This window comes from Thermostichus sp. MS-CIW-40 (genome assembly GCF_054058315.1).
Genome location: NZ_JBSSAC010000001.1, coordinates 1 through 18,468, shown reverse-complemented (window position 1 = coordinate 18,468; position 18,468 = coordinate 1). Strand labels below are relative to the sequence as shown.

The window sequence follows — 18,468 nt, the reverse complement described above, 5'->3', positions numbered from 1 at the left end:
TGGAGTGCCATCAACTGGTTGACCTAAGAACCGAGGGAACTGTCGGATGAGCGGATTTGAGCTGCCTTTGACGGTGGAAGTGTTGCGTTGGTTAGCGGGCGGTCAGTTGGCCGAGCGCCTGGAGCGGGCCGTGCGCCTGTGGGTACTGCTCCACTGCCTCTATGGCGAAAACCGCTGGCCAGACCTGCCGGAAACCTTTGGCTATACCCACATTCGGGATCGCTTGCTCTCACCACGGCACCCCAAGCAGGATCTGGCACAAGGGATCCCTTCACCCTATGGCGATTCTGACTGTAGCGATTCTAACTGCATTTGCTGGAAACCCTTGAGTTTTTGGCTGAAGGATGCCAACCTATTGACCGCCTTAAAAGCAGAAGTTCCCGATCTGGAAACGCTGCTAGCTGCCCGACCCTTTCACAAGACCCACCGCACCCTGCGCAAAGAGCTGGACTACCTGGCCGCCCAGGGTTGGCTGCAGCAAATTCAGGCCAACCCCAAGCGAAGAGACAACTTCCGCTGCTGCGCCCCAGGGGCTCATCCCCAGTTGCCGGCACCTTCATCCACTTGGACTCTATCGGGCAAGCAGCTTGAGCAGATTTATCACATCCTCAGCGATGTAGCCTTTGTGCATCCAGATGTCCAGGTTTTGCTGGATGAAATCTGGGCCAACCAAAGGACTCCGTCCCGCTGGCGCGATCAGCACTCGCAGCGGCGGCTGTTTGTCTGGTTTGAGTACATCCTCTCAGACGAACAGCAAGAACGGGTGGATGAATATCAAAGCCAGCTAGAAGCCCTTTGGGCCAACCCAGAAGCAGGGGTGATCGGTTTTGACTACGCCACCCGCCAACATGGGATCCGACACGTTCTCACTTACCCAGTCTGTTTGTTCTATGCCCGCCGCGCCAAGTATTTGGCAGCCTTTGGCCAGCTTCCCACCCCCGAAGGATCCCTGGGCTGGCACAATTTTCGGCTGGATCGGATCCAGTCTAAGCGCTTGGCGGTGATCCCCTGGGGCGATCCTTCTATCCCGGCAGAGCTGGCAACCCGCAAACGGCAGAGGAAGCTGCCCAGCCCGGAAGAAGTCCAGGCGGCATGGGAAGAGGCCTGGGGATCCGATTTTTACCTGCCCAAGGCATTGTTGATCCTTCGATTTTCCCCGGAGTTTGCCCGTCGCTATGTGGAAAGCACAGTGCGACATCCCACCTTCCAGCCCATTGCCTACGAGCGGATCCCGGCTTTGGTGCAGCAGGCAGTGGCGGATGTGCGGGAACGCCAACAGATTTTGAACATTGTCCGGCAAAGGCCGGCCAGCGACCGCTATTTTCGGGCCTGGGTGCGGGTGGGAGATACCAATTTCACCATGCGTTTGCGCGACTGGCGGCCCAACGGCGAGGTCATCGCTCCCCTGGCCTACCGGGAACAGATGGCTCGGGAAGCCCAGGCAGAGCTGCAGCTTTATGTTTCGTCTGTTTCCGTTTAGTTGTTTTTGTTTCCATTGTTTCCATTAATTCCACTTCCCCGAAGGGAAGCGACTCCCCCCGATTATAACCCTTGCCCAGAGCGGGATCCAGGGGCCTAGATCGACAGGGTCTCGTTTAAGGACTCCGTCCCGCTGGCGCGAAAGGACTCCGTCCCGCTGGCGCGAAAGGACTCCGTCCCGCTGGCGCGAACGGCTGCAATTTCCCCTTATTTTTCTCCGCCGAGGGGCCTGAAACCCTTGCCCAGAGCGGGATCGACCGGGTCAACGGAAGAATCAGGGTTTGAGGCTTGTCGCCGACCCTGTCGCTAACCATGTTGGTGTAGAAATTAACATGGATCCCTGTGTGGAGGTTGCTGGGGAGCTGCTCCTGAGACGCTGAAGTAGGGGGCCAATGGGGCGAAAAAAGGACTCCGTCCCGCTGGCGCGTTCGCGTTAGCGTCGCGTAGCGACAAAGGACTCCGTCCCGCTGGCGCGATGAGAGGCTAGGGAGCAACGACATAGCGATCTTGGGAGAGGCGCTCGTTACCCCGATACACGCTCACCTGCAAATGCTGGGGATCCAGCCGGTGCCCCTCTACACGGATGGGTGGGATCCTCAGGGCGTGGCGGGATCCCCGTCCCAGCACGGACACAATCAGGTTTTGGCCGCGGATCTGAACTTGTAGGCGCACCGGCCAGGGGAAAGGGTTGCGCAGCTTGAGGTCGGCCAAGCCGTACCAAACGGTGGCATCTAAGCCAGGGGGCACCGACTCTACCTGCCGGTAATGGGGGTGCCTCTCCACCACCTCCAGCCCTGCCAACAGAGCGGCATTGTAAAGGCTAGAGGACACCTGACAGATTCCTCCCCCAACCGAATCCAGGGTTTCGGCCACCATAAACACCGGCGCGGGCACATAGCCTCGTTCCAGGCTGCGCGGCCCCACCACTTGGTTGAAGGAAAAAATCACTTCTGCCTGTTCCTGTGAGCGTGTCGCAGGCATGATGTAAACTCCATCCAGGCTTTGGACGGCTCGGCGAATGTTGTGGAGTTGAGAAGGAGTGCGCTCCTGCAAAGAAGTAACGTATTGGCTTAGGGTTGTTGGCGTGGGATCCGTCCACCACAAGGCCAGAAGGGCCAGTAGCGCCCCCACCAGCACAGCCAACCTCCGCAGGTCAACCCTTCCTCTCACCTCACACCTTGCCCGTCAGAAGGGGTTTCAAGGACTCCGTCCGAGTAGCGCGAGCGGGCAGTTGGCGGGAACCGGTCGCAATCACCAGCTCTTGGGCGCGGGTACCTGCCGGCAACGTGCGGGATGGGCGTAGGGCCACCAGAGCAGAGCCTTGAGCATCCACCTGAAAGTCACCACAGTGGAGGAACTCGCCATTGTCCAGCTTGAGCCAGAGGGAGTAGCGCTCCCCCGCTACCGGTTGGGGCAGATCCCGTGCGGCCAAGATAACCTCCTGCCAGTCTCCTGGGCGAAACAGCACATTGGCCGTCCCCACCTCCCCCTGCAAATGCACCAGACGGGATCCCGGCTGTTGCAGGAGATGAGACAATGCTCGCACCGGCTCTAACTGGGCTAGTTGCAGTGCTTGCCGCAGTCGCCAGTTGTCTAAGCTGAGCAGAACCAAAATTGCCGCCACCAAGCCTCCCAACCAGCGCCACCCCACCCCAAAAGCAGGCAGTGGAGAGTGAAGGGGGACTGCCATCTCCTGCTCGCGTAAGCCGATAGCCCCCACCTCTGCCATCACCTTATCGCGCAAGCTGGCAGGCGGGAGTACTCCTGGCAATCCGTAGGGCAACAATTCCAAGGTTTCTTGCAAGGCTTGCAGTTCGGCCACCAGCCGAGGGTCTTGAGTTAGGCGTGCCTCTAGAGCACTCGCCTGCTCGGGAGACAAGTCCCCCAGCAGATAGCCGGCCAGTTCTTCCCGTTCCTCTGTTAAAGGGGGCGAGGTGGATAAGGACTCCGTCCCGCCGACGCGAAAGGACTCCGTCCCGCTGACGCGATAGGACTCCGTCCCGCTGACGCGATCAGACATGGCCATCCCGACACCAGAACTCAACTCCAAACCTAGGACTCCGTCCCGCTAACGCGAAAGGACGCAGTCCCGCTAACGCGAGCAGAAACCCAGAAGGGCGCGCAGGGATCCCCGCAATTTGCAGAGAGCTTGGCGAGAGCGGGTCTTAACCGTCCCCAACGGGATCCCCAGTTGGCGAGCAATGTCCGCCTGGCTCAACCCTTGGTAATAGAGCAACTCCAGGATCTGCCGTTGGTTTTCGGGCAATTGGCTGAGGGCCGCTTGCACCGCTTGCCGCCGCTCCTCGATGGAAACCTGCTCAAAAGGGAACCGAGTCTTGCTATCGGCGCTGAGAATGGTCTGCCAGCGTTTCAAAAGAAGTTGGTGGCTGCCCTGAGAACGCAGACGGTCAATGGCCCGCGAGCGGGTCAGGATGCACAAAAAACTGCTCAGGGATCCCCGCCGCTCGCGCGACTCGGACGGAGTCCTTGGATCACAGCCAACCTTGCGCCACAGCTCGACAAACACCTCCTGAGTCAGGTCTTCTGCCTCGGCCACGTGGCCCAGGATCTTGAAGGCCAGCCCATAGACCAAGCCGGCATAGCGATCGTAGAGCGCAGCCAGAGCAGCAGGTTGCCCCGCCTTGAGCGCTTCCATCAGCTCGCAATCGGCGCGGGATGACCAATCTCTCACCCGCTCACGCCAGCGGGACGGAGTCCCTGGTTGCTCACCCATGCTACACCCAGTTTCGCCCCACACAACTAGAGGATAAACCTGCCCGATCGCGCCAGCGGGACGGAGTCCTTAAGTCTACCCCCTCAGCCACGACGGGCCGCCCATTCCAGGCTGAGCAAGGCTGTGTTCACCAGCAAGGCCAGGGATCCCACCGCCAGGGATCCGGCCCAGATCTTGTCGTAGCGACCGGCCTGGGCAATGCCATCGAACAGCAGGGTTCCCAGTCCCCCTGCCCCAAACTTGGCGCCCACGGTGGCAATGGCAATGGCCACAATTGCCGCCAAGCGCAGCCCTGCCAAAACAATGGGCAGCATGAGCGGCACCTGCACCTGCCACCACCGTTGCCAGAGGTTCATCCCCATGCCCTTGGCAGCTTCCAGGATGGCAGGCTCGACCGAGCGCAGGCCCACGCAAAAATGGCGCACCAAGATCACCTGCGTGTAGATCACCATCGCCACCACCACCGAGCGGGCATTGAGGCCAAGCCAGGGCACCAACAAAATGATCAAAGCCAGGCTGGGCACTGTGTACAGGATGCTGAGGATCCCCATGACCGGCAGGGCCAACCAGCGCACGTGGTGAACCAGCAGAGCCAGCGGCACCGCCAGCACCACCGCCATGCCCAAGGTCATCCCCACCATCGCCAGATGCTCTTGGGTGAGCTGCCACATCAGGCCGGGGTGGTTGAGGAGATAGCTCACGCGGATCCCCCCTCCAGCATGGCCAAGCTGCGAATGTGATCCAAGGTCAAAACGCCGATGGCCCGCCCGTCCTCCCACACCGTCAGGGCTGCCGCCCCTGTGCGCAACAGCAGGGACAAGGCTTGCCGCAAAGTGGCCTGGGGCCTCACCGTCGCTCCCTCCTGGATTTTGTGATTGTGCGGGATCCCGGCCATCGCCGTTTCCACCCGCAGCACACTCAACTGCCGTACCATGTCATCTGCCCCCAGCAGTTCCCTGACAAAGGGAGTAGCCGGCTGGGTGAGCAGCCGAAAGGGAGTGTCGAACTGCACCACCCGCCCCTTCTGCATCACTAAAATGCGATCCGCCAGGCGCAGCGCCTCTTCCACATCGTGGGAGACGAACAGGATGGTTTTTTTCAATTGCCGTTGCAGGCGCAGGATCTCCTCTTGCAGCTTGCTGCGGGTAATGGCGTCGATGGCCCCAAAGGGCTCGTCCATCAGCAGCAGCCCTGGATCCCCGGCCAGCGCCCGCGCCAGCCCCACCCGCTGCTGTTGTCCACCCGACAGTTGGGCAGGGTAGCGGTGGCGGTACTCGTGGGGGGGCAAATTAACCAAGCTGAGCAGCTCGTCCACCCGCTCGCGGATGCGCTCCTTCGGCCACCCCAAAAGTCGCGGCACTACCGCCACATTCTGGGCCACCGTCATGTGGGGAAACAGCCCCGATTGCTGGATAACATAGCCGATCCGCTGCCGCAGAGCCGTGATGGGAAACTGGCGGATATCCCGCCCGTCCAAGCGAATCTGCCCTTGGGTGGGATCCAGCAAGCGATTCACCATTTTCAGAAGGGTGGTTTTGCCGCAGCCAGAAGGCCCCAGGATGACCACCAACTGGCCCGATTCTATGGAAAAACTGCACTCCTCCACAGCCGGCTGGGAACTGTGGGGAAAGCGCAGCGATACCCGCTCGAACTCGACGGTGCTCACCTCAGGGTCTCGTGCAACAGGCAAGGTTATTTCTTGAGAATGCCGGCTTCCACCAAGAAAGTTCTGGCCACCTCCGCCGGCTCCTTGCGGTTGCCGCTCACCTCGTAGTTCAACCGCTGCATCACCTCGTCCGTCAGCAGGGGGGAAAGGGCATTTAAGGCAGCGGCAATGCCGGGGTTGGCCTCTAGGGTGTCCTTGCGCACCACCGGCGCCACCTGGTAGGGGGGGAAAAGCTGCTTGTCATCCTCCAGCAGCACCAGGTCAAAGGCGGCAATTTCTCCATCGGTGCCGAAGGCCACTGCCACATCCGCTTCCCCATTGACCAAGCCCTGGTAGCGGAGGCCGGGATCCACTGCTTTGTAGGCCTTGAGCCGGAAATTACCGTAGACGGCTTGGATCCCAGGTAGGCCATCCTCGCGGGCTTGAAACTCCGGCGGCCCGATCATCACCAGCTCGCCCGCTTTGGCCACCATGTCCGAGATGGTGGCGATGCCCAGCTCAGCCGCTCTAGTTCGGGTCATGGCCAGGGCCTGAGTGTTGTTCATGGGGGCGGGATCCAGCCAAATCAATCGGAACCGGCTCTCGTACTCGCGGGCCACCGTCGCGTACACCTCTGCCGGGTCGCCGCTGCTGGGCAGTTTAAGCACCGTCAGCAGGCCAGTGCCGGTGTACTCGGGGTAGAGATCGATCTCGCCGCTCAACAAGCCCGCATGGGCTACCGGTGTTCCGCCCAGGTTGAGCTTGCGCTCCACCGTGAACCCTGCCGCCTCCAGGGCTAAGGCGTACATTTCCCCCAAAATAAACTGCTCGGTAAAGTCCTTGGAGCCGACGGTAATGGGCTTGGCGAGGCCCCCTAAGGACTCCGTCCCGCTGCCGCGATGGGGAGTGAGAACAAGAGCTGCCAGCCCCGACAGGGCTAGCAGGGCCAAGCGACGAGTGGTTTTCAGCATAGACAAGGTGAGAAGGGATCCCAGGCTAATGACAAGAGGCCCTGCCGAGAGCGTTCCGGCCTGGGCCAGGAAGTTTCGACTGTTAAGTCACCATTAAACCATTATTTTCCCTGAGCCGTAACTGCAAGAACCAACCGTAGAGATCGCCAGTACGGTCACTGCAAGTTGGTTTGAAATAGCCCAAGTGTAAGGACTCCGTCCGAGTAGCGCGAAAGGACTCCGTCCCGCTGGTGCGATCAGCCTCCGCTGGGGGCCGGGAAAGAGCCTGTTACCGCGCGGATCTTCTGTCGCCGCCCGGCTCGCTCGATCTCCACCTCCAGGGTGCTGCCGACCTCAGTGCGCTCCACCTCCTGTTGCACCTGATCGGCTGTGGTTACGGCACGACCATTGATGGAGAGAATGACATCCCCAGACCGCAGCCCTGCCCGTTCCGCTGGGGATCCCTGGATGACTTCGCCGATCAGTACACCCTGATCCACCGTTATCAAAATGCGGCTATTGGGATCCTGGTTGAGGCGCTCCTTCAGCTCTGGAGTCAGCGTGAGCATGCGGATGCCCAGGTAGGGGTGATCCACCTTGCCGCGAGTGATCAACTGATTGGCCACCCGCTGGGCCGTCTCAATGGGGATGGCGAAGCCCAACCCTTGCGCTCCCTGGATGATGGCGGTGTTCACCCCTATCACCTCCCCTTGAGCGTTGAGCAGCGGGCCGCCGGAGTTGCCGGGGTTAATGGCCGCATCCGTTTGGATAAAAGATACCCGCTTGTCAGGCACCCGAATCTCCCCGCTGGAACGGCCCAAAGCGCTGATGATCCCAGCCGTAACGGTGTTATCCAAACCCAGGGGGTTGCCGATGGCAATGGCCCACTGGCCCGGCTCCAGGGTTTCCGAGCGCCCCAGCTTCACGGTCGGCAGGTTCTGGGCGTTGATCTTCACCACGGCGATGTCCGTAACCGGATCCGAACCGATTACCTGCCCATCAAAGCTGCGGGTATCCTTGAGCGTCACCGTTACCTTGTCGGATCCCTCGACCACATGGGCATTGGTGATGATCTGGCCGTCTGGGCTGATGATGAACCCAGAGCCGGTTCCCTGCTGTCGCCGCTGCCGAGGGATGGAAGGGATCGCTTGGCCAAAGAAATCCCGGAAAAAGGGATCGCTGAAAAACTCCTCCGGAAAAGGGGCAGGGGCGCGCACCGTCCGCTCAGCATCGATGCGAACCACCGCCGGCCCCACCTTTTGCGCCACATCGGCGATGAAATTCAGGTTCAGTTGGGCCGGGGTTGTCGTCGTTTGGGCAGATACCCCCTTGCCCCCCACCAGAGCCGCTCCCAGCCCAATGCCCAGCAGCACCAGCAGCACCGACGAGAGAAGAGACTTCCAAGTGGAGATGGCAAAAGGCTGGAAAGAGGATTGAGCAGGTTGGGCGGAAGCTTCTGACCCGGGAGAGGGCTGGCCCGGCATGGATGTTCTGCGCTTCATAGCTACAAGAAGAGGGTTGGGATGCTGCAAGACTTCGGCCCCACGCAGGGGGAGAAACCTAGGGCCTAATCTAACATGGACAGCAGGGATCCCAGAGTGGGCAACCCTAGCGTTTTTCCGTACTTCTATCTGGAGCGAAGAGCAGCGGAATCTGCTCACCTGAGGTAGCCCATTTCCATTCAGTTGGCTTTGATCAAGATAGGTAAAAGATAGGTAAGGCCCGAAAGGCTCCCGGTTTTGTCCGGTTTGCAGCTAGCGTAGGAATGATGAATGGGGGTAAGACCATGACCAACCCAGCCAGCCGCCTGTTGGCTCCTCTGCTTGGCGGATTGCTCTCAGCGCAGATGGCCGCCCCAGTTTTGGCCCAAATGGGGCCCTTGCCACCACCGCCTGCCGGTGAGGGATGGCGTCCTGTGAATCCTCGCCCCCTTCCCCCTGGCCCTCAACCCCTGCAACCTGGCCAGCCCTTTCAACTGCAAACCACGTTGCTATTGCGCTCTGGGGATCTGATCCAGGCGGTGCATCGCTCCCCAGAAACCCTCTTGATTGCCCCTGGGGAAACCCGCGCCGTCAGCCTTAGCTTGGATACCCCTCTGCGGGACATCTACGGCAACATGGTCGTCCCGGCGGGGGCCGTTTTGGAAGGCCAATTTCAGCCGGTGAGCGGCGGCACCCAGTTTGTCTCGCGGGCCCTGATTTTCAACGGCCAATCCTACCCCCTCTATGCCCAGAGCCAGGTTATCCCGCTGCGCAAGGATCCCCGCCACACTTCCGGGGAAGCGATTGTGCAAGATGCCTTGATTGGGGCAGCTGCGGGGGCCATCTTGGGAGGCTTGTTCGGCGACCGCGTGATCTCGACGGAGAAAGTGCTGGGCGGAGCGGCGGCGGGGGCTGTCATCGGCAATGTAACGGCACCGGAAGTGGCGGTGATCGACGCCAATGCCAACTTGACTCTGACGGTCACCCAAGATTTTCAGCCCTACCTGCCCTAGCGAGCCCCTGAAAACAGCTCTGGCCCTAGGGACTGGCGGTGAGCCGATCCAGAATCTCCTCGTGGGAGAGGCCCTTGCGCACCCATTCCTCGCAGTGGTGCAGCCGCTGAGCCGTGCCGATGAGGAAGCGGTTGAGATCGGCCCCCAGGGATTCGCAGGTGGTCTGTACGCAGATGAGATCCCGCCCCGAAAGCAAGGAGAAGAGGCTGGCCAGCATTCCCGCCTCCAAATATCCGGCAGGCTCTCGCCGTGCAGAAGGTTCCTCCGGGTTGAAGCTGGCGCGAGCGGCAAGGGCAAACCCGGAATTGCGGATCCCGGCCTGAACCAAGCCGTGGTCGGCGGCGGAAAAATCCAGCTCCAGGCGTCCCCAGCCGTGGGTAGCCCAGAGATCGCTGAGGGCATCCAGGAAGATCCCCATCGACAATTCCTGCAGCGGCTGCTGGTAGTAGCCGGAAAGCTCGTCTTCAACACGGCGGAAAAACGCCTCTCCCCAATCGCGGCCACAGTTGTAGAGAATGACGCGGGTGGCTTGGCCAGTTTCATAGCGCAGGCCGGAGTAGAGAGCTTCCAGCAGGGGCATGGGAAAGGCCGCCAAGCGGTATCCTCCGCGGCTGTACAGCAGTCCGGTGTGGATGTCAGGGCGGATGTAGTAGGCAGGGCTAAAGCAGTGCCCAGGCAAGATCTGGTCTTGCAGAATCTCTTGCAGGGTAGTCATGGCTATCTCACAGGGGGATGGACGGATTTGAGGGCGGCTGGAACTTGGCCTTTTGGAGTGAAGGGATGAATGTCCGGTGGATTGGCAAAACTAGGGAATCCATTGAGGGCGAATGGACCTAGTTAACCAGCATGGATTTGGCCAAAAGCAGATAAGGACGGATCATCTCGCTCTCTTCTGCCCCAAAGATGTAGGTCAGGGAGTCGAGCATTAACTTGTAGGCAGGCTGGCATTGGTCGCGCATCTTGAACGATTTCAGGATCGTCTCCAGCCAGTAGAGCAATTTATCCCTCAGGTAGTCTTCGTCGTTGAGCAGCATAGCCATGCAGCAGTAGCGCCACACCATGCTCAGATCCCGGCGGCAGCGCTCCCAGGCCAGGTGACCATGCTGGCGGATTAAATTCGGCATCATCGGCTGAAACTTCTCCATCACCCGATCCAGCAGCTCTTGTTCTTTGGCCTGCAGAACCTGGTAAAGGCGTACCCGCCTCGGGATCCCTTCCACGTAGGCGTGTAGAGTTTTCAACTCGTCCGGGCGCAGATAGCGGCCTTCGCTTTGTTGCATCAGCTCGGCAACCCTTGAATTCATAGATAGAGCCTCCTTCAGTGGGCTTCACACAAACATTTCCGCCAAGGTGAGAGCCCTCTCCGGCGGAACTGTGGGCAGGTCAACCTCGGCCTCAGACCTAGAAGAAGAGGGGGAAGGGAACTGGACCTGAGAAGTGGCGCAGACAGCTTGTAGCTCTTGCCAGTAGGGGGCAAGCAAACCCTGCTGATCCGCCGGCAGGGATCCCTGAACCACTGCCCGTAGCTGAGCGAGCGCTTGCGGCAACCCTAGGTACTGTTCCATCGCACCAAGAGTTACCTGCTGCACAGGGGTGGGATCCCCCAGCAACAGACTCAGGCCCAGGGAGCGCAAGCAAAAGGCCAATTGACGAGCCAAGAGGCGCTGAGATGGTGTCAGAGGGGACTCTGTTCCACCGCTGTGCCCCTGCTGTTGCAAGACCCTTTGGATCCAGGTCAGCTCCTGCTGTTGTAAGACCTGGTAAAGCTCCAGCCGTTCTTGAAAAGAGAGAGAGTAGCGAATCAGGTCTTGCAGATCGTCGGGTGTTAAGTAATCCCCTTCTCGCTCGGCAATGCGTTCTGGCCAAGAGTGAAGGTCATCCATGGGTGAAGTCTCCTTAGAGCACGGATCGAGAGAGCACAACTGAGAGCCCTGAACAAACCAGAGCTAGAGCAAAGCTCCGCCAAACAAGGCGGCAAAATCCTCAAGGGTAAAGGGATCCTCCGCTGGCAATTCCGGCACCGGCTCCACCCATGGGCGGATGCCCGACCAATTGAAGCCGGCAAAAAACTGTCCCACCGATTGGGCAAAGAGCATGGGGGACTGCGGCGGCGGCTCTTGAGCAAAGGGAGCCTTGGCCGGGGGTCGGTTATCCCAGTTCAACCCCTGCAAAAAGACCGCCAGCGGCTGGGTTAAGTCCAGATCGGTGTCTAAGTTGAAGGTGACCATGGGCGTTTCTCCAAAGTGTCGAGGGATCCCAGAGAGCCTTCAAAAGCCACAAGCAAGCCTCACAACTGGTGCAAACGCTGCTCGATCTCGCGGGCGCTGGCCCCTTCGGTGATCCAAAAATTGGCGGCATCAATGCGTTCTTGCCCGCCCAACAGGAACTTGCAGTAGGTTTCCCCCATGGCGTAGCACTGGATCTCGATGCAGGCCAGCTCGCGGGAAGTCATAGCGGTGAAAAACCCGGCAAATAGCCCGGCATAGAGATGACAAACCGGCTTGCCCACATCCCCAAGGGTGCGAGCCACCATCGAGTCAAACAAGTTGATAAACAGGAAGCCTTTTTGTTTGGATTCGGTTTCCACCTCCCACTTGCCCCAGCCCTGAGCCGTAAAAGGCCACCACCAAGTCTCCAGCAAAAACAAAAGGTTGGACTGTTTTACGCCAATCCCATACTCCCGCTCGTACCACTCGGAGAAGTGCTTGGCATCGCGGATGCCCCAATCTCTGCCAATGGTGTACATCACCGCCGCCGAAGCATCTCCCACTTCCCGTTCCAGGCCTGTTTGCAAGCCCACAATAAAGTCTTCGCTGAGCAGGAGATTTTGCGTGTTGTTCCAGTCGATGATCGTGCCCTGATCTCGGTTGAAGCGAAAGAAATCGCGGTAACTGTAGTGAGCATGCTTGTCACGGCCCACAGGCAGGGTGACTGCAGGACGGGGATCCGGTCGAGATGTGGTGGCCATGGCGCTCTCCTGACAAAAAACAGATGAGTCTAGATCGCGATGCAACAGGATTCGGTGGGGTTTAAGGGATCGATAATCGAGTCAGACGATGCAAATGGGCCAATGAGCCAATGAAATGAATAGCTAAACATTTGATAAACTTAGTCGGCTATTCGAGGGATCCAACATTGTTCAACTCTTGTTTGATTGTTTATAAAACAACACCTGCCGAGCTCAAGGGATCCCTGAATATCGACAATCCATCAAACTTCCCGAGTTTGGGCAAGTGTACTGCCGATGATGCGGAAATCTTCATTTTCTAGCTGCTTAACGGTAGAGCGAGTGATGATCTTGCCCTGCTCCACCAAAACCTTCCCCGTCCGTGGGTGCAGCAGGTCTTGTTCGGCCCGCCGACCGATGAGCACTTCGATATCCCTCAGCGAGTTCACGTACATCCCCGGCGGCAGCTCCACCACCACGCCATCGGAAACCACCCGCGCCTGACAGGCCAGCCGGGAATTGCTGCGGGCGCTGGTAATGGTCTCCAGAGTCTTGGCCTCGCGGGGGGTGATGGGAGTGAGGCTTTCCATTCCCTCTTTGACGTAAACATGACAGGTGGCGCAGAGGCCGCGACCGTTACATTCCCGCGAAACCTGCAGCTCCTCCGACAAAATGGCCGACAGCAGATTGCTGTAGGTATCGACCTCTGAGACGCGAGATAAAGGCTCTAGCCGGATTTGTTTAACCATAGATGGGATCCAAACGCTAAGGGCAGGCAAGAAACCCCGGCGGGCAAGATCTACTGCAAAAGCAACGCAAACAAATCACAACAATTAACTCCCTTCCCTGCAGTCCTTCTGCAGGTCTACAGCAACACCTGAGTCCCCAGTCAATCAAACCAGAGCACTTCACCAGAGCACTTCAAATGATGAGCCCTGCACCTGTGACCCTGGGAGAGGCTGCATTCTTTACTTAACTTATATTCTGGATCTGGAGCAGGTTATTCTGGATGGAAGTGTCATAATACTTAACTACGAATAAACACGGAATTTTTTTATCGGCTAGAAAGTTACAAAGTGAAATCACGTAAATTGGAGAAAATGACAATCCTTTCGTAAATATTTATCGCAGATCTCCCCCGGTCGTTCTGTCGGCAAGGTAAATCTTAAGTAGAACCTTCACGGTCTTTTATTGGCAATTTTGTTACAGAAGGATGTGCTGAAGTTTGCCGTAAAAGCGTATTGAGCCATTCGCTACTCTCTTGGCCATTTCTTTAAAGTAGCCCCTCGTTTTGTCTGTTTTTGTCAGTTCTGTCGATTGGGAGCTATTGCTATGGAACCACGCCAGCGGGATCCGCAAACGTTGCAAAACCTGTTGCGGGCCGCCTATCAGCAGCTTTTGGAACGCCAGCCCTACCAGCACGAGAAAGCGGGAGAACTGGAGAAAATCGAGCAGGACTTTCTCCGCGGGCGGATTGGGATCAAACGTTTGGTTCGTCAAATCGGGGGATCCCGTCTTTATCAGCGGCTGTTTTTCAGTGCCGGCTGCAACACCCGCTGTGTGGAGCAGGGTTTCAAGCACTTTTTGGGACGGGCCCCGGCCAGCAAGGAGGAGGTGGCCGCCTACCACGACATTTTGGTGCACCAGGGCTTGCAGGCCATGGTCAATGCCTTTATCGACTCGGAGGAGTACCGCCACCAGTTCGGCAACGACCATCTGCCCCACCCCCGCCAACGGCTGAGCGGCCACCCACCTTTGGCCTACTTGCTGACAAACCAAATGCACCGGCGCCATGAGCTGGGGATGCAGGGATCCCCGCTTTTGCACAGTTTGGCGGCGATGGAAGTGGGGATCCCTTAGGCAGTGGGGCCGGGGAGGAAGTCGAGGGTGTAGGCTTGGCCCACATCCAAGTTGGCTTCCACCGTTCCCAGGGCAACCATCTCCCGGAAGTAGGTTTGCCAGCGCTGGTGGGTCATGGCCCCGATCCCCAGCGTGGCGGCATCTCCACTGGTGAGAAGGCCGTAGTCTTTTAGGGCTTGGTGGGCGTAGGCCAGGAGGGCCTCGCTCATGTTGGGGTTGTCTTGGCGGATGAGGCGATTGCCGGGGCGGGGATCCTCTAGGTAGCTCTGCCAGCCCTGGATGGAGGCAGCTACAAATTTTCGCACCTGCTCCGGGTGCTGTTCGGCAAAGGGGCGGGTGGTCTCCAGGGTGGTGGCGTAGGGGGAATAGCCGTAGTCGGCCAGCAGAAAAACGACGGGATCAAAGCCCCCCTCCTGGCGCACGCGGAAGGGCTCGGAGGTCACATAGCCCTGCTGGGCAGAAGACTTGTCCAGCAAGAAGGGCGTGAGGCTGAGGTTGTAGGGGCGCTTCTGCTCGTCGGTAAAGCCAAATTTGGCCCGCAAAAAAGGCCAGTAGGTGAGGTTGGCCCCCGGTGACACCCAGATGGGCTTGCCCCGCAGGTCTTCCAGGCGCTCGATGCCCATCCCTGGATGGGCCAAGAGACACTGGGGATCCTTCTGGAAAAAGGCGGCCACGGTGAGAACAGGGATCCCAGCTTGCAGAGCCGCCAGAGCGTCGGGGCTGCCGCCGAGCACAAAATCTGCCGCTCCCCCGGCTAGCAGTTGCAGCACGTTAACCGCCGTTCCCCCCATGCGGATTTCCACCTGCAGACCGTAGTCGGCGTAGATGCCGGTGGCCAGGGCTTGGTAAAAGCCGCCGTGTTCGGCCTGGGCGTACCAGTTGGTGACCAGTCGCAAGGGCCGGGATCTGGCCGAAGAGGGGCGGGAGCCCGCTCCTACTGCTAGCAGAGCAGCTCCACTGGCCAAAAAACGCCGCCGCGGCCAAGGCTCTGGAGTTACACCGGACATAGGCAGGGATCCTCAGGCGGCCACGCTTTCAGTATCTCGCAAGTAGACCAGTTTTTCCTCAGGCTGGCCACCCCTTGGAAGAGGAGCTGTTGGGAGGCGTCTTCGATTTATATTTGCAAAGCAAGCGGGATCCCCTTCTTACAAGGGGCAAGATCGACATTCCAAGGGGTAGGGCATGGGCAAGGTGTATCTAGTGGGGGCAGGGCTAGGCGGGCGGGCGGGCCTGACGCAGGGAGCACTGGAGATCCTACGGCAGGCTGAGGCTATCTGGATCGACGAGCTGGTGGATGAGCGCTTGTTGGCAGAGTTGCCGCCGCAGGCGCAGGTGTGGCGACGCTCTGGGCCAGGAAGCCTCCAGGAGGGCATCCATTGGCTCATCCAGCGCTGCCGAGAAGGCAAACAGGTGGTTCACCTTAAGTCAGGGGATCCCTTGATCTTTGGCCGCGCTCGCGAGGAGATCCAAGCCCTTAGGGAGGCGGGCTGTCCCTTTGAGATTTGGCCGGGGTTGTCGTCGGCCCTGGCTGGCCCCCTCTGGGCAGGGATCCCCCTGACCGATAAGCACTTAAGCCGCGTTTTTGCCGTGCTGACTGCCCACGATCTAGAGGCCTTGCCCTGGGGCGCTTTGGCCCAGTTGGATACTTTGGTGATTTTGATGGGATCCCGGCAGCGACAGCACATTGGCGCACGGCTGATGGAGTCTGGGATCCCGGCAGACCGACCGGTGGCCTTGATCTGGGGAGCGGGGCAAGCAGAGCAGCAGGTGTGGGTGGGCACCTTGGCCGAGCTGCAGCAGGGGGAGAGTCAGGCAAAGTTGCCGGGCCTACTGGTGGTTGGGGAGGTGGTGCGGCTGCGGCAGGACTTTTTGCCGGGGATCCCACCCTTGCCGCCACCGGCTCCCCTGGCAGGCAAGACGGTGCTGGTTACCCGTTCTGAGGGGCAATCGCCAGCTTTTTGTGAGTTGCTGCAGGCCCAGGGGGCGCGGGTGCTGGAAATGCCCACCCTGGTGATCCAGCCGCCCACCTGTTGGGATCCCTTGGATACAGCCATTGCCAACCTGGAACAATTCGACTGGCTGCTGCTGACCTCTGCCAATGGAGTGCAGGCTTTCTTTGAGCGGCTGCAGCGGCAGGGGCGAGATAGCCGAGCACTCCACTCCCTGCAAGTGGCGGTGGTGGGATCCAAAACCGCTTCCGTGCTGGCCCAGTACGGCATTCGCCCGGATCTGATGCCCTCCGAGTTTGTGGCCGAAGCCCTGCTACCCATTTGGCCGCAGCCAGTGCAGGGGCAGCGCATCCTCTTTCCCCGCGTTGAGTCAGGAGGGCGGGAGGAGCTGGTACAGGGGTTGCGGCAGCGAGGAGCAGAGGTGGTGGAGGTGGCCGCCTATCAGTCCGCCTGTCCAGCAGCAGCGGATCCCCAGGTCCTGGAAGCTCTTAAAGCCCACCAGGTGGACATCCTCACCTTTGCCAGCTCCAAGACAGTACAGCATTTTGCCCACTTGATCCAGCAGGCAGGGCTAGGCCCTGAGATCTGGGATCCACCCGTGCAGATTGCCGCCATTGGCCCCAAGACGGCCGCAACCTGCAAGGCTGCATTTGGTCGAGTGGACATCGCAGCCCAGGAGTATACTTTGGAAGGATTGGTGGAAGCCCTCATCCAAGCGACCAACCGTTCTACCTAGCCTTTTCAGGCCGTTCGCGGTAGCGGTGCAGAGTACCCAGGTGCTCCTCATAGTGAGCCCCCATCAGCCAAACGGAACTCTCCTGGCCCGGCATCCCAATAGATACACCCAGACACCATGTGGCAGACGGCCAAGCTCTACGAAGACATTCTTTACGAAAAAACGGATGGCATTGCCAAGATCACCATCAACCGTCCCCACAAGCGCAACGCCTTCCGCCCCAAGACCATTGCCGAGCTGATTGATGCGTTTGCCGATGTGCGAGAGGATCCCAGGATTGGAGTAGTGCTCTTAACAGGCGCCGGGCCCCATACCGATGGGAAGTATGCCTTCTGCGCCGGCGGGGATCAAAGCGTACGGGGCGAGGCCGGTTACCTGGATGAGGCCGGGATCCCTCGTCTCAATGTGCTGGATCTGCAGCGCATCATCCGCTCTTTGCCCAAGGTGGTGATTGCCCTAGTGGCAGGCTACGCCATTGGGGGTGGCCATGTTTTGCATCTCATCTGCGACCTGACCATTGCCGCCGATAATGCCATCTTTGGGCAAACCGGCCCTAGGGTGGGCAGCTTCGATGGGGGCTTTGGGGCCGCCTACCTGGCGCGAGTGGTGGGGCAAAAAAAAGCCCGCGAGATTTGGTTCCTCTGCCGCCAATACACCGCAGCCCAAGCCCTAGAGATGGGTCTGGTCAATGCCGTGGTGCCAGTGGAAGAGCTAGAAGCTGAAGGGATCCGCTGGGCGCAAGAAATTCTCCAGCACAGCCCCTTAGCCATCCGCTGCCTCAAAGCCGCCTTCAACGCCGACTGCGATGGGCAGGTGGGGCTGCAGGAGCTGGCCGGAGATGCGACGTTGCTGTTCTACATGACCGAAGAAGCTGCTGAGGGCAAACGCGCCTTTTTGGAAAAGCGCCCACCTAACTTTCGCCAGTTTCCCTGGCTGCCATAGTTTGTTTGTTTTCATTAATTCCACTTCCCCGAAGGGAAGCGACTGCCTATCTACTCTTTTTACTCCTGCTCTTAGCCTTCCCGTTTCTCTGGTTGGTGGTTACCCTAGATGCGGTTCAAGTTGCTGTTGCAAAGCTCGGATTTTCTCCTAACCTATCTCTTGTGCTGCCGACCCTAGTAATTATTGGGAGTACGATTAATATCCCCCTTTATGAGAGAGTTTCCAAAGTAGCTATGGTACCTGATTTGGATCGATTGTGGACGATGCGCTTCTTTTGGGGTATTCCCTTAAGGCGAATTGAACAGAAAACGATTGTGGCGTTGAATGTCGGGGGTGGTCTGATTCCAACCCTATTGGCCATTTATCAGTTTACCTGTGTTTCGCCAATTTTGATTGTGCTTGTCACGGCTGTGGTGACAATAGTTAGTTATTATTCTGCCCAGGTGGTGCCGGGGATTGGGATTCAAATGAATGCCTTGATTGCTCCCCTAACGGCGGCGATGACTTCTGTGCTATTAACGGCGGGGTCTGATGTTGTGGCAGCACCGATTGCCTTTGCTGGCGGTGTATTGGGAACACTAATTGGGGCTGACCTGTTACACCTGCCCCAAATTGAGCGGATGACTCCAGGCATTCTTACAGCCTGTTAAGGGCTCAAGGGGTACAATAGCAGCACTTAGCAAACCAACTTCGGAAGGAGGATGGATTGATCAGTAGTAAAGAAGTCTTCAC

At 59.0% G+C, this 18,468-nt stretch carries 20 protein-coding genes; 6 read left to right on the top strand and 14 right to left on the bottom strand.

The window, feature by feature from the left end:
* The first annotated feature begins 46 nt into the window (after positions 1 to 46).
* Positions 47 to 1,480: a TIGR03985 family CRISPR-associated protein gene (locus ACVWXF_RS00100; protein WP_457385147.1), complete on the top strand. Its 1,434-nt coding sequence runs from the start codon at positions 47 to 49 to the stop codon at positions 1,478 to 1,480.
* A 482-nt stretch (positions 1,481 to 1,962) separates the two neighbouring features.
* Here the strand turns inward: ACVWXF_RS00100 and ACVWXF_RS00095 are convergent, their stop codons facing one another.
* The 7 genes from ACVWXF_RS00095 to ACVWXF_RS00065 all read right to left on the bottom strand — a co-directional run bounded on the left by ACVWXF_RS00095 (position 1,963) and on the right by ACVWXF_RS00065 (position 8,310).
* Complete coding sequence (locus ACVWXF_RS00095; protein WP_457473302.1) at positions 1,963 to 2,649, bottom strand: VanW family protein; 687 nt, start codon at positions 2,647 to 2,649, stop codon at positions 1,963 to 1,965.
* Between the two features lies 1 nt (position 2,650).
* Positions 2,651 to 3,499, bottom strand: coding sequence for an anti-sigma factor domain-containing protein (locus ACVWXF_RS00090; protein WP_457473301.1), 849 nt, complete (start codon positions 3,497 to 3,499; stop codon positions 2,651 to 2,653).
* 72 nt (positions 3,500 to 3,571) lie between these two features.
* Complete coding sequence (locus ACVWXF_RS00085) at positions 3,572 to 4,213, bottom strand: sigma-70 family RNA polymerase sigma factor (protein ID WP_457473300.1); 642 nt, start codon at positions 4,211 to 4,213, stop codon at positions 3,572 to 3,574.
* Positions 4,214 to 4,296: 83 nt separating this feature from the next.
* Entirely contained in the window at positions 4,297 to 4,914 is a 618-nt protein-coding gene (locus tag ACVWXF_RS00080; protein ID WP_414344038.1) for an ABC transporter permease, read from the bottom strand.
* Positions 4,911 to 5,879: an ABC transporter ATP-binding protein gene (locus ACVWXF_RS00075; protein WP_457473404.1), complete on the bottom strand. Its 969-nt coding sequence runs from the start codon at positions 5,877 to 5,879 to the stop codon at positions 4,911 to 4,913. The genes ACVWXF_RS00080 and ACVWXF_RS00075 overlap by 4 nt, the downstream gene beginning before the upstream one ends.
* 26 nt (positions 5,880 to 5,905) lie before the next feature.
* Positions 5,906 to 6,829 (bottom strand): glycine betaine ABC transporter substrate-binding protein, encoded by a 924-nt coding sequence (locus ACVWXF_RS00070; protein WP_457473403.1) that lies wholly within the window; start codon positions 6,827 to 6,829, stop codon positions 5,906 to 5,908.
* Between the two features lie 236 nt (positions 6,830 to 7,065).
* Complete coding sequence (locus ACVWXF_RS00065; protein ID WP_457473299.1) at positions 7,066 to 8,310, bottom strand: HhoA/HhoB/HtrA family serine endopeptidase; 1,245 nt, start codon at positions 8,308 to 8,310, stop codon at positions 7,066 to 7,068.
* 284 nt (positions 8,311 to 8,594) lie between these two features.
* On the opposite strand from ACVWXF_RS00065, the gene ACVWXF_RS00060 reads away from it, so the two are divergent.
* The gene (locus ACVWXF_RS00060) at positions 8,595 to 9,302 is read left to right on the top strand and encodes a hypothetical protein (RefSeq protein ID WP_011432227.1); all 708 of its coding nucleotides are present in this window, start codon (positions 8,595 to 8,597) and stop codon (positions 9,300 to 9,302) included.
* Positions 9,303 to 9,327: 25 nt separating this feature from the next.
* Here ACVWXF_RS00060 and ACVWXF_RS00055 read toward each other — a convergent pair whose 3' ends face one another.
* The 6 genes from ACVWXF_RS00055 to ACVWXF_RS00030 all read right to left on the bottom strand — a co-directional run bounded on the left by ACVWXF_RS00055 (position 9,328) and on the right by ACVWXF_RS00030 (position 12,998).
* Positions 9,328 to 10,017 (bottom strand): V4R domain-containing protein, encoded by a 690-nt coding sequence (locus ACVWXF_RS00055; protein WP_457473298.1) that lies wholly within the window; start codon positions 10,015 to 10,017, stop codon positions 9,328 to 9,330.
* Between the two features lie 118 nt (positions 10,018 to 10,135).
* Positions 10,136 to 10,606, bottom strand: coding sequence for a globin family protein (locus tag ACVWXF_RS00050; protein WP_414331876.1), 471 nt, complete (start codon positions 10,604 to 10,606; stop codon positions 10,136 to 10,138).
* 24 nt (positions 10,607 to 10,630) lie between these two features.
* The gene (locus ACVWXF_RS00045; protein WP_457473297.1) at positions 10,631 to 11,185 is read right to left on the bottom strand and encodes a hypothetical protein; all 555 of its coding nucleotides are present in this window, start codon (positions 11,183 to 11,185) and stop codon (positions 10,631 to 10,633) included.
* Between the two features lie 63 nt (positions 11,186 to 11,248).
* A complete protein-coding gene (locus ACVWXF_RS00040) occupies positions 11,249 to 11,530 on the bottom strand; it encodes a hypothetical protein (RefSeq protein ID WP_457405325.1) in 282 nt (93 codons plus the stop codon).
* A gap of 59 nt (positions 11,531 to 11,589) precedes the next feature.
* A complete protein-coding gene (locus ACVWXF_RS00035) occupies positions 11,590 to 12,270 on the bottom strand; it encodes a V4R domain-containing protein (protein ID WP_414331881.1) in 681 nt (226 codons plus the stop codon).
* 242 nt (positions 12,271 to 12,512) lie between these two features.
* A complete protein-coding gene (locus ACVWXF_RS00030; RefSeq protein WP_041436217.1) occupies positions 12,513 to 12,998 on the bottom strand; it encodes a 2Fe-2S iron-sulfur cluster-binding protein in 486 nt (161 codons plus the stop codon).
* 583 nt (positions 12,999 to 13,581) lie between these two features.
* Here ACVWXF_RS00030 and ACVWXF_RS00025 point away from each other — a divergent pair.
* On the top strand, positions 13,582 to 14,109 hold the full coding sequence (locus tag ACVWXF_RS00025) for a phycobilisome rod-core linker polypeptide (protein WP_457385158.1): 528 nt from the start codon (positions 13,582 to 13,584) through the stop codon (positions 14,107 to 14,109).
* Here the strand turns inward: ACVWXF_RS00025 and ACVWXF_RS00020 are convergent.
* Positions 14,106 to 15,116: an ABC transporter substrate-binding protein gene (locus ACVWXF_RS00020; RefSeq protein WP_457473296.1), complete on the bottom strand. Its 1,011-nt coding sequence runs from the start codon at positions 15,114 to 15,116 to the stop codon at positions 14,106 to 14,108. The genes ACVWXF_RS00025 and ACVWXF_RS00020 overlap by 4 nt on opposite strands.
* Positions 15,117 to 15,291: 175 nt before the next feature.
* Here ACVWXF_RS00020 and cobA point away from each other — a divergent pair, with 175 nt between their 5' ends.
* The 3 genes from cobA (at position 15,292) to ACVWXF_RS00005 (ending at position 18,386) form a co-directional block, all read left to right on the top strand.
* Positions 15,292 to 16,794, top strand: a complete 1,503-nt coding sequence (gene cobA / locus ACVWXF_RS00015; RefSeq protein ID WP_457473295.1) for a uroporphyrinogen-III C-methyltransferase — start codon at positions 15,292 to 15,294, stop codon at positions 16,792 to 16,794.
* 117 nt (positions 16,795 to 16,911) lie between these two features.
* Positions 16,912 to 17,736: a 1,4-dihydroxy-2-naphthoyl-CoA synthase gene (gene menB / locus ACVWXF_RS00010; RefSeq protein ID WP_011432215.1), complete on the top strand. Its 825-nt coding sequence runs from the start codon at positions 16,912 to 16,914 to the stop codon at positions 17,734 to 17,736.
* A 5-nt stretch (positions 17,737 to 17,741) separates the two neighbouring features.
* Positions 17,742 to 18,386 (top strand): DUF1614 domain-containing protein, encoded by a 645-nt coding sequence (locus ACVWXF_RS00005; protein WP_457473294.1) that lies wholly within the window; start codon positions 17,742 to 17,744, stop codon positions 18,384 to 18,386.
* Positions 18,387 to 18,468: the final 82 nt, after the last annotated feature.